The following is a 13,777-nucleotide window of genomic DNA, read 5'->3' on the forward strand; positions in this document are numbered from 1 at the left end:
ATCGCTCCGACGAGTTCGAGGCCAAACTGCGCGGGAAGACCTACCAGGAGATTCTGGCCGAGGGCGGCGGTATCCTTCGGTCGGTCGAGGCCGTCAGGAAGGCCGACGAGGACACCCTGCTCGCGAACCTCATGTCCCACCTCGACGTGATGCTCGAACACGGCACCACGACGGTCGAGGTGAAGTCGGGTTACGGCCTCGACACCGAGACCGAACTCCGGATGCTCCGGGTCATCGGCCGCGCCGACGAACAGCACCCCGTCGACGTGATTCCGACGTTCATGGGAGCCCACGCCGTCCCGCAGGGGATGGACACCGACGAGTACGTCGATGAGGTCTGTGAGGAACAGATTCCCGCGGTCGCCGAGCAGGGCATCGCGACGTTCTGTGACGTGTTCTGCGAGGAGGGCGTGTTCTCGGTCGAGCAGTCCCGCCGGATTCTCAAGGTGGGCCGCGACCACGGCCTGACGCCGAAGGTCCACGCCGAGGAACTCGCCCACATCGGCGGCACGAAACTCGCCGCCGAGATCGGCGCGACCAGCGCCGACCACCTCCTCTATTCGACCGAGGAGGACGTGGACGCGCTGATCGACGCGAGCGTCGTTCCGGTCCTCCTGCCGGGGACCGCCTTCGGTCTCGGCGAGGAGTACGCCGACGCCCGGATGATGCTCGACCGGGACGCCCCGGTTGCCATCGCGACCGACTTCAACCCGAACTGTCACAGCCACAGCATGGGCTTCGCCCAGTCACTCGCCTGCGTCGGCATGCGCATGACGCCCGCGGAGGCCCTTCGGGCGAGTACGACGAACGCCGCCGCCGCCCTCGACCTGCCCGCCAGACATGGGACGCTCCGGCAGGGCGCACCCGCCGACATCGCGATTCTCGACGCGCCGTCATTCCGGCACGTCTCCTACCAGTACGGGACGAACGTGGTCGAGACCGTGTTCAAGGCTGGCGAGCGGGTCCACGGCTGATCCGGTCCCGGCGCTGGCACCGGAACGCCTTTCATTCTCGAACGAGGCCGACAGATTATGAACACGTCCGAAAAGCGACTGGTACTCCCCAGCGTCGCCATCGCTGGCCTGGTGCTGCTCGTCGGCTCTCTCGGCGTGCGGGTCGGCCAGAGTCTCGTCGTGGGCCGGGGCCTGTCCACGTTCACCGGCTTCGGCTCGAACACGGTACTGACACTCGCTCTCCTGTGCCTCGTCGGCGGGCTCCTCAGCAGGACGACCGCCTCCGGGGGCTTCGCCACCCCGGCGAAACGTCTGTTCCTCGTCGGAGGCTGTCTCGCCGTCCTGGCTGCCGTCATCGCCGTCACACTGGAATCGCTGCCGTCCGACGACCCGGCGGCACTGGTCCCGTTCTACGGGCCGACGGTGGTCACGTCGCTGGGTGTCTTCCTCGTCCTGCGTCTTTGCCTCGCGGCGCGTCCCGCCCTCGCCAGCGACACCCACGTCGACGAGCGCTCTCTCCCGTTTGATGCTGGCCCGCTCGTGACCGCCGCCGTCGTGGCCCTCGCGATGGTGGTGCTCCAGTTGCTCCTGGGCGTCTTCGGCTGGCCGTCGCTGGCGGTTGTGGGAGGTGACCTCTGGAAAGTCGTCTGGATTTCGTTCGCCTTCGTCGCCGCGCCGACCGGGGCCTTCCTCTTTGCACTCGGCGTGGTCTTCCGACGCGAGTTTTCGCTAGCGACCGCCATCGGCGCTGCCGGACTGCTCACTGTCGTCGTGTGTCTGCTCGGCGTCTCGCTGTTCGTGGTCGAACCCGGTGAGACACAGGTGGTGCTGGCCAACGTCGTCGGCCAGCTGCAGTGGGTGGTTCAGTTCGTCGCCGCGGTGCTACTGTTCAGGCCCGTGTTGGCGTTTCGCGCTGGAGCGGGGCAGACGGGCCGTACAAAACAGTCCCGTCACACGGTGGATTCCTGGTGACCGCCGGGGTCAGTACGTGATGACCTCGTAGCCGTCGTCGACCAGTTCCTTGACGCTCGGATGGCCGTCGAACTCGTCCACGCGCTCGACAGCTGCGTCCTCGACGGCATCGTCCTGCTCGAAGGCACCCGCACAGTAGTCACACACCTGCACGTGCTCCTCGAGCGAGTTGTACAGCGCGTGTGCGTCGTGGTCTTCGTCCGACAGCTCGGCGATCCACTGGGTCCCGGCACCGTCGAAGATGAGTTCGACCTCGTCGCCCGCGTCGGCGAACTCCTTGGCTGCCTGCATTCCGTTGACGACACGACCGAGGTCGGCGTGCGATTCTGTACCAGCGAGCACGATGATGGCTGCTTTGGACATCGTGGCTGCCCCTCGGCCCGCCGCCACCTTCAAGCCTGAGCCGTCGTGCGCTTCCGACGCGATTCCGGTGTGAACAACCGTGATGGTTGGCGGTGGGCTCTTGGGTGTCCGACACCTTCTCCCGAGCAGGATGAACGAGGACGACACCGCGGCGCGGCTGCGGGAACTCTACGAGCACCTTCGGGCGACCGAGGAACTCCCGGTCGAGCGGACCGCGAACCGCTGGATCGGTGAGGCAGAGGCGGTCGCTGGAGACCTCGCAGACTCCGACCTGCCCCCCGAGGTGGTCCGCGAGCGCGTGGGCCACGTCGAACACCTGCTGTCACAGGTGGACGGGACCGGCAGCGACGCGGCAGACGAGCACGTCCAGCAGGCGAAAGCACTCGTGTCGACCGTTCTCTCGGAGTGACTGTCGTCGTCCTGCTCGGTCACTCTCGGGTGTTGACCTCTTCGGAGAGACGCTCGTGTGGCCGGCGGAGCGCGCCACTCTCGACCTCGTAGATGTAGCCTCGAACCTCGACGTCGTCGGGGATGAACGGGTGGTTCTGCAATAGTGCGACCTGTTCCTCGCAGGCGTCGTCGATGTCGTCGGTCATACGGACCCAGTCCGCCAGGGAGGCGTCGCCGATGTTCAGAGACGGGAGCGAGGGGTCCAGCGAGACGCTGTCGAGGTCGCCACCGCAGGCGTGTTCGAGGCCCTCGACGACCGCGTCGTCGGGCGCGCTCATCATCCCGCAGTCGGTGTGCTTGACCACGAGTATCTCCTCGGTGTCGAAGAAGTTCGTCGTCAGCGCGGCGCTTCGAATCACGTCGTCGGTCACCTTCCCACCGGCGTTCCGGAAGACGTGTGCGTCGCCGAGTTCGATGCCGAGGACGTCTTCGAGTGGAATCCGCTCGTCCATGCAGGCGACGACCATCAGTTGCCTGTCGTTCGGAATCCCCTTCTGCCGTCGCCGGGCCCAGTCGTCGCGGTCGTCGATGCGCTGTTCGACCCACTCGTGTGCAAGTCCGGGCGTCGGTGGCGTGGTTTCGTCCGTCATCGTACACGACTTCGGCACGAAGGCAGGCACCTCTTTGCCATGAAGTGTCATGGGGGCTGGGGAGGTTTCTCGCTCCCGGGACCGCCCATCAGTTCCACTACCAAACTAGTTCCAGTACCGGGACAGGCCGCGCCATGCCGGCCGACCTGCCGAACTCGGTCCTCTACAAGGTATCGAAGTCTCGGACAGCCGTCTCCGGGCTGTCCGTCTCTGCAGCACGAACGGTCGCGACCGTGGTCACTCTCTTACCTGGTGTATCCAGTCCTCTTCGAGGTAGGAATCGAGACACGGCTCGCAGAGGACGATCTGGAGCGTCCGGTCGGCTTCGCAGACGAGGTCTCGTTCGTGGCCGACCATGCGGTTACAGTTGCTACACTCCTCTTTGGCTGCCTGTGTCCGTTCGTCCCGCCGTTTGAAACTGGGCATCGTGGTAGTAACGCCGGTCCTCCTGGTCGTCAGCCGCGCGAGATGAATCTAGACCAGTGGTTGTCGACCTTGTACCTTGATGTACGGTACCGTCTGGCATATACTGTCCCTTCGGTCGTGAAGCCAACCTCAGGTCAGAGAGGATTTCGAGTGTCCCTAGAGTGGCTCGTCACCCTCGATAATCCGCTCGGCGCGGGCCGCGAGGGCGGGCACGCGGTCCTCCATCAGGGGGTACATCGGGTCGTCGCTGTTGCCCTCCAGATAGCGCCGGAAGAACATCTCGCCCAGCCCGGCGAGCTTGTAGACGGCCAGCGCCCGGTAGAACCGGTCGTGTTCGAAGTCGAAGCCCGTCTGGGCCTCGTACCGGTCGACCAGTTCCCGCCGGGTCGGGTACTCCTCGTTCTCCATGAACGTCGCCGTCAGCTCCGGCACCGCGGGCTCGGGGTCCTTCGCGTCGCGCCAGTACGAGAGCATCCAGCCGAAGTCCGCGAGCGGGTCGCCCAGCGTGCTCATCTCCCAGTCGAACACTGCGACCAGCTCCGGCGGCGTGTCGGGGCCGAACATGACGTTGTCCAGTTTGTAGTCACCATGGACCAGCGTCTCCGGGTGGTCCTCGGGGACGTTCTCCTGCAGCCACTCGCCGACCCGCCGGAGCGTCGGGACGGTCCGCTCCTCGGCGGTTACCTGGAACGCCCAGTCGAGTTGCTTCTGCCAGCGGTCGACCTGTCGCTGGGTGTAGCCGGCGGCACGCCCGAACTCGTCGAGCCCGACCGATTCGAGGTCGACCGAATGGATGCTCGCGAGGGTGTCCACGAGCTCCTCGCCGATTCGCTGGCGGTGCTCGGGCGTGGCGAACGCCTCGGGCTCCGTGTCCCTGAGTACGTGTCCCTCGACGCGGTCCATGACGTAGAAGTCGGCCCCGAGAACCTCGTGGTCGTCGCAGGCGAGGACGGTCGTCGGGACTGGGACCGCCGTCTCCTGCAGCGCGTCCATCACCCGGTACTCCCGGAGCACGTCGTGGGCCGTGTCCGCGGTCTCGCCCGGCGGCGGCCGCCGGATGACGAGCTCCCGGTCGCCCCAGGTCACGAACAGCGTCTCGTTCGAGTGGCCCTCCTGGTGGTGTTCGACCGAGAAGGCCGATGCGTCGCCGAGTTCACGGCGCAGGTACGACTCCAGGGCGTCCTCGTCGACGAGTCGCTCGAAGTAGGACTCGTCGGTGTGTGGGTCGGTCACAGGTTTCCCTCCATTCCTACATACCTTTGCAACTTTCCGCCTGTTATAGATTTACACACCTCGAGTGTGTTGCCGGTGGTATGGAGTACACCGATTCCGAGACCGCACGAGACCTCGCGGCCCGGGCGCGAGCGTTCGTCGAAGAGTACGTCATCCCCGTCGAGCGCGAGCACCTCGGCGGCCCGGCGGTCGACGAGGAGACCATCGCGGCCCTGCGCGAGAAGGCCCGCGAGCACGACGTCTACGCCCCACAGATGCCCGAGGAGTACGGCGGGCTCGGGCTGGACTTCCGCGACGTCCTCCCGCTGTTCGAGGAGGCCGGCCGGAGCCTGCTCGGCCCGAGCGCGATGCGCGTCGCCGCCCCCGACGAGGGGAACATGCATACGCTCGAACTGGTCGGGACCGAGGAGCAGAAGGAGGAGTGGCTTCGCCCCCTCGTGGCCGGCGAGATCCGCTCGGCGTTCTCGATGACCGAACCCCACGATGGCGGCGGCTCGGACCCGAAGATGATCCGCACCACAGCAGAGAAAGACGGCGACGAGTGGGTCATCAACGGCCACAAGTGGTGGACGACACAGGGCTCGGAGGCGGACGTGCTCATCGTGATGGCCCGGACCGACCTCGACGCCCACCCGTACGAGGGAACCTCCCTGTTCCTCGTGCCGGCCGACACCGAGGGCGTGAACATCGTCCGTGACATCCCCCACGTCGGCGGGGGCGTCACCGGCGGCAGCCACGCAGAGATACTGTACGAGGACGTGCGAATCCCGGAGGAGAACCTACTCGGAACCGAGGACGCGGGCTTCAAACACGCCCAGCAGCGCCTCGGGCCGGCCCGCCTCACCCACTGCATGCGCTTCTCCGGGATGGCCCAACGCGCCCTCGACGTGACCACTGCGTACACCAGCGAGCGCGAGGCGTTCGGCTCACCGCTCGCGGAGAAGCAGGCGCTGCGGTACGACATCGCCGAGGCAGAGATTCAGCTCCACGCCGCCCGAACCATGATTCGCGACGCAGCCGACCGCATCTCCGCCGGCGACGAAGCCCGCATTCCGGTCGCGATGGCGAAGGTGTTCACCGCGAACACGGTCCAGGACATCATCGACCAGTGCGTCCAGTTCTGTGGCGGCAACGGCATCGGGAAGGACCTTCCCCTTGCAGACTTCTACGAGGACGTCCGCGCGTTCCGCATCATCGACGGGGCCGACGAGGTCCACAAGCGGGTCATCGCGCGCGAGGCGTTCTCGGACGTGGACGAGTCCGAACTCGACGTGCTGACGCGCTTCGGCGAACCGAACCGGTGAGTCGTCGGCTAGCCGCGTCGCCCCCAGCCCGTCCCCGGCTCAGAACGGGAGCGGGAAGCTGCCGGCGCTGAGCCACACCATCACGGCGATGAGACAGAGCTGGAAGAACCCCTGTACGCCGGACAGTTTGGCGTTTCGCATCCCGATGCGGTTCACGACGGCGTGGTCGGGGTTCGACGAGCGCATCTCGGTGTAGATGCGAACCTCCCCGGGGAGTAACAGGCCGAACCCCTGGACGGAGAGGATGGTGACGATGGCGAGGGCGAGTGCGATGGGAACGGGAATCGTTCCGAGGTTCTGGTAGGAGGTCGCGACCCAGGCGAGACTCCCGACGGTGACGACGGCCTGCCAGCCCTGCCAGCGCCAGTCCCGGAGCGCGTCGAAGTTCCAGCCGATGAGCGCGACAGCGGGAACGAGATTGACCGCGGTGAAGACGGCCAACCACGCGTTCGAGTGCGGGAACCACCCCTCCCGGATGGCCAGGGTGATTCCTCCGAAGATGGTGGTCATGGCGAGGACGGGCAACAGGAAACTCGTCTTCGGTGTGAGTCGCTTGAAGACGTTGGCCTTCTCCGTCTCGGAGAGCCCCCCGATGACCGGCCCGAGGACCAGCCCGAAGAACAGGTCGATGCCGGTCCACATCACGCCCGCCATCACGTGGACGTAGATGTGGTGCTGGAGCGGCCCCACCTCGACGGCGTAGGCCAGCGCCAGCAGCGGGACGACAACCACCCCGATTGCGAACGCCGGGTTGGCCTGCTCGGCCATTCCGGCCACAGTCCCCCGAATGCCCTCTCGGGTGTCCGATTCCGTTCCCCCTGCAGTCTCCTGCACTTCCCCAGTTGACATGTCTGTCAGTGGATTTGTGGTTCCCCCTCTTAGGCGTTTTCGCCACCTCGGCCGGAAACCCGTCGCTGACCGCGGTCCCGGACCGGGGACACGGCCCGCAACCGCCGGCAATTCGACCGGTAATCGCTGGATTCTTCCTCGCCTTCGCGCAAGGCTCAACGAGATGGTGCTCTTCGGTCTCCTGCCCGACTCGACGGTACTGAACGTCGTCGCCATCCTCGTGGCGACGGGCTTCATCTGGCTGGGTAGCGGGTGGCTCGAAGAGTCCGCCGAACACCTCTCTGCGTACTACGGGCTCCCGGCCGTCGTACAGGGCTCCATCGTCGTCGCCGTCGGGTCGAGCTTCCCCGAACTCGCCAGCGTGGTGTTCGCCTCCCTCGGTGGCGCGTTCAACATGGGCGTCGGTGCCATCGTCGGGTCGGCGATCTTCAACGTCCTCGTGATACCTGCCCTGTCGGGCATCGTGACCGACGACGAGCTCGAGACGAGTCGTACCATCGTCTACAAAGAGGCGCAGTTCTACATGCTGGCTGTCTCGGTACTGGTCGTCACGTTCGCCCTGGCGGTCATCTACGCACCGGTGCCAGGCGCGCCGGAACTCACGGGCAGTATCACGCGGCCACTCGCGGTGATTCCGCTCCTGCTGTACGGGCTCTACCTGTTCATCCAGTGGCAGGACGTCAGCGACCACGAGGCCGAGGTCGCCCCGCCGGGCATCCGGGTCGGTCGCGAGTGGGGACGGCTGGCCGTCGGTCTGTTGGTCATCCTCGTCGCGGTCGAACAGCTCGTCCACGGCGTCGAGTACCTCGGGGCCACGTTCGGTATTCCGGAGTTCCTCGCGGGCGTCACCATCCTCGCAGCGGCCACGAGCCTCCCCGACATGCTGGTGAGCGTCCGGTCGGCACGAGCAGGCAACGGGGTGACGAGCCTCGGAAACGTCCTCGGGTCGAACACGTTCGACCTCCTGGTGGCGCTTCCTATCGGCGTGCTCATCGTCGGCAGCGTCCCCATCGACTTCGCCGTGGCAATCCCGATGATGGGTGTGCTCACGCTCGCGACGGTCCTCCTGTTCGCCATCATGCGGACCGGGCTATCGCTCAGCACCCCGGAATCTTACGCGCTCCTGGTTGCGTACCTCGCGTTCGTGGTCTGGGTCGTCGCCGAGACCGCCGGGGTGACGGATCTCATCCGGGGTGCGTGACCGCCCCATTGCACAGCGGACCGGGTCGCGGTGCGCCCGGTCCGCGAGAGAGGAAACTGACGCCCGAGTTATATTATGTTGCCCGTCGAACCGGGCTGTATGGCCCTGTCAGACAGCTGTGGCGGTGACGACGGGACGAGGGCGGCATGAGCCACGCCGGGGACCGCTCTCCGACCGCCAGCCTCACGCTGCTCGACGCGACGATGGTCGGCATCGGCGCGATGATCGGCGCGGGCATCTTCGTGCTGACCGGCCTCGCAGCCAGGGGTGCTGGCCCCGCGGCCCTCGTCGTGTTCGCGCTCAACGGCGGGGTCACGACGTTCACCGCGCTCTCGTACGCCGAACTGGCGGCGGCCATCCCCCGGAACGGCGGCGGGTACGCCTACGTCAGGGAGGTGTTCTCCGCGCCGGTCTCGTTCGTCATGGGCTGGACGCGCTGGTTCACCTACATGATTGCCGGCGCTCTCTACGCGCTCGGGTTCTCCTCGAACTTCGTCGAGTTCTTCCACATCTACGGCATCACGCTCCCAGGACCACCAGTCGCGTACGCGCTGGCGGCCGTCGTCGCCTTCGTGACGCTCAATGCGGTCTCGACCGAGGCGAGCGGGAGTGCGGAGACGCTCATCACCCTTGTCAAAATCGTCATCCTGCTCGTGTTCGTCGCGTTCGGCCTCTCCTTTGTCGACCTGGGTAATTTCGAGCCGCTGTTCCCGAACGGCCCCATCTCGGTGCTGCCCGCGATGGGCCTGACGTTCATCGCGTTCCAGGGGTACGACCTCATCGCGACGGTCACCGAGGAGGTCGAGAATCCCCAGAAGAACATCCCGCGAGCCATCCTGCTCTCGGTCGTCGTCACCATCGTCGTCTACCTGCTCGTCGTGTTCGTCGCCATCGGCACGCTCGGCGCGGAGGGCCTCGGTGGGGCTGGCGAGACGGCCATCGCGCAGGCCGCGGAGAGCTTCATGCCGGCGCTCCCCATCATCGGGACCGGGGCGGCCATCATCGCCTTTGGTGCCGTGTTCTCGACCATCAGCGCGCTGAACGCGGTCGTCATCGGCTCCAGCCGCGTCGCGTTCGCGATGGGGCGCGAGAGCCAGCTCCCGAAGCGCCTCGGCCGGCTCCACGTCAAGTACGGGACGCCGTTCGTCGCCATCGTGGCCAGCGCCGCCGTGATGTTGCTCGCCGTCGTCGTGGTCCCCATCCGCATCGTCGGCAACCTCGCGAGTCTGTTCTCCCTGCTCGGGTTCGTCATCGTGAACCTCAGCGTCATCCGGCTCCGTCGTCAGCAGCCCGACCTCCGCCGTCCCTTCGAGATTCCGTACTACCCGATTCCGCCCATCCTCGGTATCGTCCTCAACCTGCTGCTCGGGCTGTTCATCGACCCCGTCACGTGGGTGCTGGCGCTCGCGTGGCTCGCCATCGGCGTCGGCGTGTACTGGCTGCTCTCACGCCGCGGTGCCGTCGAGGAGGTCGAGGACATCGAGGACGTCGTCGGAGAGCCCGAACCGGAGATCGCCGAACCGGAACAGGACATCACCCTCCCACCAGCGGACGAAACCCAGGACTGACCCATGTCACAGAGTACTCAAGAAGACCTTCGCGTCATCGTCGCCGGCGGCGGAACCGTCGGCCTCCGAACCGCCGAACTGCTCGCCGACCGCGGCCACAGCGTCGTCATCGTCGAACCGGATGCACGGAGAGCCGACCGTCTCAGCGACGAGTACATCGGCACCGTCATCGAGGGCGACGCGGCTCGACCCTCGATTCTCAGACAGGCCCAGCCCGACCGCTCGGACGTGGTCGCCGCACTCACCGACGACGAGGCGACCAACTTCGCCATCTGCATGGCCGCCCAGCGCATGGCCGACATCCGCGCCGTGATGCGCATCTCCGAGGGCGAGGACGACCTCTACAGCGAGTACGTCGACGGCGTCGTCTTCCCCGAGTCGCTCGGGGCTCGCGCCGCGGTCAACGAGATAATCGTCGAGGGCGTCCGGACCCTCGAGGACATCGGCGGGAACGTCGAGGTGGTGGAAGTGGAGATCGCCGACGACGCGCCCGCGGCCGGGAAGACCTTGGAGGAGGTCCGGCTGCCGCGTGGGAGCCTCATCGTCGTGGATGCAGAGGGGAACCAGCTTGGTGGCCCCGAGACGGTGCTGGAGCCCGGCAATCGCTACGTGGTCGCGGTGGAGTCGGACGTGATGGACGAAGTGATGAACCTGTTGCGGGGCTAGCTTCCTGCTTCGGAATTCGAGCTGCGAACTGACTCGGTGTTTCTCGTCGTTTGAGACCTCGCCTCGGCTGTAAGCATCTGATTTGAGTGAGAATAACCATCGCCCACAGGCATGTCAAATGGCCAAAACCTATTAGTGATGGTCTGCTGAACTTTAACTTGTTGAACGGATGTTAAATTCAACAAACCAACTTGAATTTGGACGGACTCGCCGGGCGGTGCTTCGGAGCCTCTCGGCTGCTGGTCTGACGACCGCAGTCTCGCCGGTTGCGGCGGGTTCGTCGGGTGGGGAACAGACGGTCTGGTCGTTCGAGGACGATCTCGACGGCTGGCAGACGAACGGGAGCAACTCGCTGGTCCGCGTGTCGAACGAAGAGTTCTCGGGCATCGTAACGGGTTCTCACGGTCTCGGTGTCACGACCGACGGCGACCCGTATCCAATGATCGAGAACAAGACGCGACTGAGCGAGGTTGACCTCGTCGAATCGTCCTACCTGAGCGTCGATGTCCTGCCGATAGTTTTCGGCAGTGACAGCGATGTCGTCTTCCAGTTCGTCCTCCACGCAACGCCGGAAGAGACGGGCGAGAACGGACGTTCCAGAAACGGTGACTCGACTGAGAAGGGTAAGAACGGTTCGCAAGGCAAGCGCTCCGACGGGTCGAGCGATTCCGCTGGCAGGCCGCGCTCGGTCTCGTCTCCTGAACTTCGAGTCGAGCAATACTCTGCCAGCACGCTCGGTTGGGACCTCGAGTCGTACCCAACGTGGGTGCGACGCAATGCGACTCGACTGGAGATTCGCTGGCACCCGGCAGACTACGAACCACGAGGGACTCCCCGCGGCAACGGTCCCGCGACGTCCGACTACGACGGGTTCACGGTCTTCGACAGGGTCCAGGTCACCGACGACGTTGCTACTGTGGAACAGTCACAGGCGGCGAATGACCTCACGCGACTTCGGGCCGACCGAGGACGGGTGACGGCGGTCGAGACGAGTGAGCGAACTGAGGATTACGAGGCCGGTGAATTCAATTTCGCTGATGGAACGACCGTCCCGTACGAGTTCGAGCGCCTCGACCGTAGCAAGTACCGTCTCACGGTCGATGGGACGGCCTACAGGCTCGGAGGTGGGTGGAAATGAGCAGTCGCTCACCTGAACGACAGGTCGACGAAGGGCCAACCATCCAGTCTCAGCAGGCGGCCCAACCCGAGAGCGTAGACGGCGAAGGATTCCTGGTTATCAAAGACTGTAACTCGTGGGGCGGGACCGCGAACGTGGACGCACTCGAAGCCGGCGGCTACTCGTATGGCGTCGCCACATCGGAGCAGTTCACCCAGATGAGCCTCGAAGGGTGTCACACTCTGATCATCCCATCCACACAGGACTACCTGTACTATCGGAACCTCGCCGATGCCCGCGAGAAGATAGCCTCGTTTGTCGAAACCGGCGGTACCCTTATCGGTCATGTGACCGACTCTGGGTATCCGTGTTCGACCATCTGGAAGGAGCGATTCCTTCCAGGGTCCATCGAGAAGACGACCGATTACGTCGATAACCTCAGCGTGACGGACGACGAGATATTCGAGGGGCTCGACGACGGTAGCATCGACAACTGGAACTACTCGGCACACGGGTTCTTTACGGAGATACCCGATGACGCCGAGGTGTTGGCCAAGACCGCATACCGTGGTGAGCCGACCTACGTTCGCTACTCCTACGGTGACGGGGTCGTGTTGGCGACGATGCAGACCGTTGAGTGGCCCTGGACGTACAATGCTCGTTTCAACGTCCCGGACGTAGACGCGGCAAAAGGTCTTCTGGAGAACGAACTCGCGTTCGCAGCCGGCCGGCGCGGCCAGACGTCCGAATCGGTGTCTATGGACGTCGACATATTGAGCTTCATTCCCGGTGAGAGCGAGAACTCGAGTCGTGGCGGGAACCCGTTCAATGGGGCGGTGTCACAGTTCCTGCCACCGGATTACACCATCGAGGTGCCACTGAACCCATACTATCTCGCGGCGGAGTTCGCCATCGACGTTCCTGAGTTCATCAGTCCGAAACTGACGGTAGATACCACTCCCCTGTTCGACAACTGGGGGACTGGCGACATGATACTCTCTGATAACTACCCAGAGGCACTCTCGGAGGCGACCAACCCTATCCCCAACAAGTACGAGGAACCGGGACCGAGCAGTGCGCCGCGGTACCGGACCCTCAACGGCGTTGAGATCGACTTCGAGACGGACGGTGACGGGGGTATCGAGGAGTCGACGGTAGAGGTGACATTCACAGGGGAGAACACGGAGAGCGTCCTCGAACAGGAGGACGTGAATACGCTAAAGGATGACGTGGCATCTGACAACGGGAACGCACTGGACGGTGGCTACCGCGACAGGCACTTCGCCGTGGAGACCACGACCGTCGACGGGACGGAAGCGGTCCGAGTCGGAACGATCTTCGGTGGCTTCACCAGGGTCGGCTCCCAGGCACTGGAGTTACTCGCTGACCGTGGCCAGTACGATTTCCTGAACGACGTACTGGAGTGGGACTTCACCGTCGATTACGGTCTCATTGAGATCAGTCCCGATCTCGTACTCTCGCACCTGAGCGGACTCGTAGACGGCATCACAACCGCCCTGGCCGCCGTGCCGAACATCTACACCCACCTAGAACTCACCGTCACTGCTGACGGCCGGCGGTTCGTCCGCGTCTGGGACCATAGCCCCTTCCCGGAGCACAGGCTGTACGTGGAAGGGACTGAAGCGTTCTCCTACGATTTCCCGGACGAGGAGGGGACGTTACGCGAATTGATGGGACCGGAGTTCGTCGCGTTCCTCGCCGGTGCGACGGTCGGTCGGGGTCCGTACTACGGGTCGAAGAACCAGTACCTCGCTTGCGTGAGCGAAGGGGATTGCCCGTTCGATGCCGAGGAGATAATCGGCGACGTCGTCGCCGCGAACCCGGCTGTCGCGAACACGCCCTACGCCGACGAGCTGGTCGAGATCGCACTCGAACTGCTCAACGGCAGCCGTGACCCGGTGTGGAGCTACGGCTACGACGACTCCGGCACTATCGACGAGTCGGAGGTGGAATCGGTACTGCCCGACGAATTGCTAGACCCCTTCGACGAGCGAGTGTCCCACCTCGGGCAGCGGCAGTTCACGGAGAACCTATAAAACCTCGCCGTTGGTATCCACCGTTGGA

At 65.0% G+C, this 13,777-nt stretch carries 14 protein-coding genes; 9 read left to right on the plus strand and 5 right to left on the minus strand.

The genetic code is table 11. The features are described 5' to 3' along the window. On the plus strand, positions 1 to 974 hold a 974-nt coding region (hutI, locus tag N6C22_RS18010), incomplete at its 5' end, for an imidazolonepropionase (protein WP_261652579.1). Between the two features lie 57 nt (positions 975 to 1,031). Further along, positions 1,032 to 1,925, plus strand: coding sequence for a hypothetical protein (locus N6C22_RS18015; protein WP_261652580.1), 894 nt, complete (start codon positions 1,032 to 1,034; stop codon positions 1,923 to 1,925). A 9-nt stretch (positions 1,926 to 1,934) separates the two neighbouring features. On the opposite strand, the gene N6C22_RS18020 is transcribed toward N6C22_RS18015, so the two are convergent. Beyond that, complete coding sequence (locus N6C22_RS18020) at positions 1,935 to 2,288, minus strand: DsrE family protein (RefSeq protein ID WP_261652581.1); 354 nt, start codon at positions 2,286 to 2,288, stop codon at positions 1,935 to 1,937. 130 nt (positions 2,289 to 2,418) lie between these two features. On the opposite strand from N6C22_RS18020, the gene N6C22_RS18025 reads away from it, so the two are divergent. Beyond that, the gene (locus N6C22_RS18025; protein WP_261652582.1) at positions 2,419 to 2,697 is read left to right on the plus strand and encodes a hypothetical protein; all 279 of its coding nucleotides are present in this window, start codon (positions 2,419 to 2,421) and stop codon (positions 2,695 to 2,697) included. 19 nt (positions 2,698 to 2,716) lie between these two features. Here N6C22_RS18025 and N6C22_RS18030 read toward each other — a convergent pair whose 3' ends face one another. The 3 genes from N6C22_RS18030 to N6C22_RS18040 form a co-directional block, all read right to left on the minus strand. Continuing rightward, positions 2,717 to 3,328 carry a carbonic anhydrase gene (locus tag N6C22_RS18030; protein ID WP_261652583.1) on the minus strand — a complete coding sequence of 204 codons (612 nt, stop codon included), beginning with the start codon at positions 3,326 to 3,328 and terminating at the stop codon, positions 2,717 to 2,719. Positions 3,329 to 3,565: 237 nt separating this feature from the next. Beyond that, positions 3,566 to 3,754 (minus strand): hypothetical protein, encoded by a 189-nt coding sequence (locus N6C22_RS18035; protein ID WP_261652584.1) that lies wholly within the window; start codon positions 3,752 to 3,754, stop codon positions 3,566 to 3,568. Positions 3,755 to 3,910: 156 nt separating this feature from the next. Then, positions 3,911 to 4,987, minus strand: a complete 1,077-nt coding sequence (locus N6C22_RS18040) for a phosphotransferase family protein (RefSeq protein WP_261652585.1) — start codon at positions 4,985 to 4,987, stop codon at positions 3,911 to 3,913. 80 nt (positions 4,988 to 5,067) lie between these two features. Here N6C22_RS18040 and N6C22_RS18045 point away from each other — a divergent pair, with 80 nt between their 5' ends. Beyond that, positions 5,068 to 6,291 carry an acyl-CoA dehydrogenase family protein gene (locus tag N6C22_RS18045; RefSeq protein ID WP_261652586.1) on the plus strand — a complete coding sequence of 408 codons (1,224 nt, stop codon included), beginning with the start codon at positions 5,068 to 5,070 and terminating at the stop codon, positions 6,289 to 6,291. Positions 6,292 to 6,330: 39 nt separating this feature from the next. On the opposite strand, the gene N6C22_RS18050 is transcribed toward N6C22_RS18045, so the two are convergent. Beyond that, positions 6,331 to 7,059, minus strand: a complete 729-nt coding sequence (locus tag N6C22_RS18050) for a hypothetical protein (RefSeq protein WP_369684456.1) — start codon at positions 7,057 to 7,059, stop codon at positions 6,331 to 6,333. 244 nt (positions 7,060 to 7,303) lie between these two features. On the opposite strand from N6C22_RS18050, the gene N6C22_RS18055 reads away from it, so the two are divergent. The 5 genes from N6C22_RS18055 to N6C22_RS18075 all read left to right on the plus strand — a co-directional run bounded on the left by N6C22_RS18055 (position 7,304) and on the right by N6C22_RS18075 (position 13,749). Next, positions 7,304 to 8,341 carry a sodium:calcium antiporter gene (locus N6C22_RS18055; RefSeq protein WP_261652588.1) on the plus strand — a complete coding sequence of 346 codons (1,038 nt, stop codon included), beginning with the start codon at positions 7,304 to 7,306 and terminating at the stop codon, positions 8,339 to 8,341. A 146-nt stretch (positions 8,342 to 8,487) separates the two neighbouring features. Beyond that, on the plus strand, positions 8,488 to 9,909 hold the full coding sequence (locus N6C22_RS18060) for an APC family permease (protein WP_261652589.1): 1,422 nt from the start codon (positions 8,488 to 8,490) through the stop codon (positions 9,907 to 9,909). A gap of 3 nt (positions 9,910 to 9,912) precedes the next feature. Then, a complete protein-coding gene (locus tag N6C22_RS18065) occupies positions 9,913 to 10,575 on the plus strand; it encodes a TrkA family potassium uptake protein (RefSeq protein ID WP_261652590.1) in 663 nt (220 codons plus the stop codon). 217 nt (positions 10,576 to 10,792) lie between these two features. Then, positions 10,793 to 11,713, plus strand: a complete 921-nt coding sequence (locus N6C22_RS18070; protein ID WP_261652591.1) for a hypothetical protein — start codon at positions 10,793 to 10,795, stop codon at positions 11,711 to 11,713. Next, positions 11,710 to 13,749: a hypothetical protein gene (locus N6C22_RS18075; RefSeq protein WP_261652592.1), complete on the plus strand. Its 2,040-nt coding sequence runs from the start codon at positions 11,710 to 11,712 to the stop codon at positions 13,747 to 13,749. Before N6C22_RS18070 ends, N6C22_RS18075 begins: the two co-directional genes overlap by 4 nt. Positions 13,750 to 13,777 lie beyond the last annotated feature (28 nt).

The organism is Haloarchaeobius sp. HME9146, assembly GCF_025399835.1.
GTDB lineage: Archaea > Halobacteriota > Halobacteria > Halobacteriales > Natrialbaceae > Haloarchaeobius.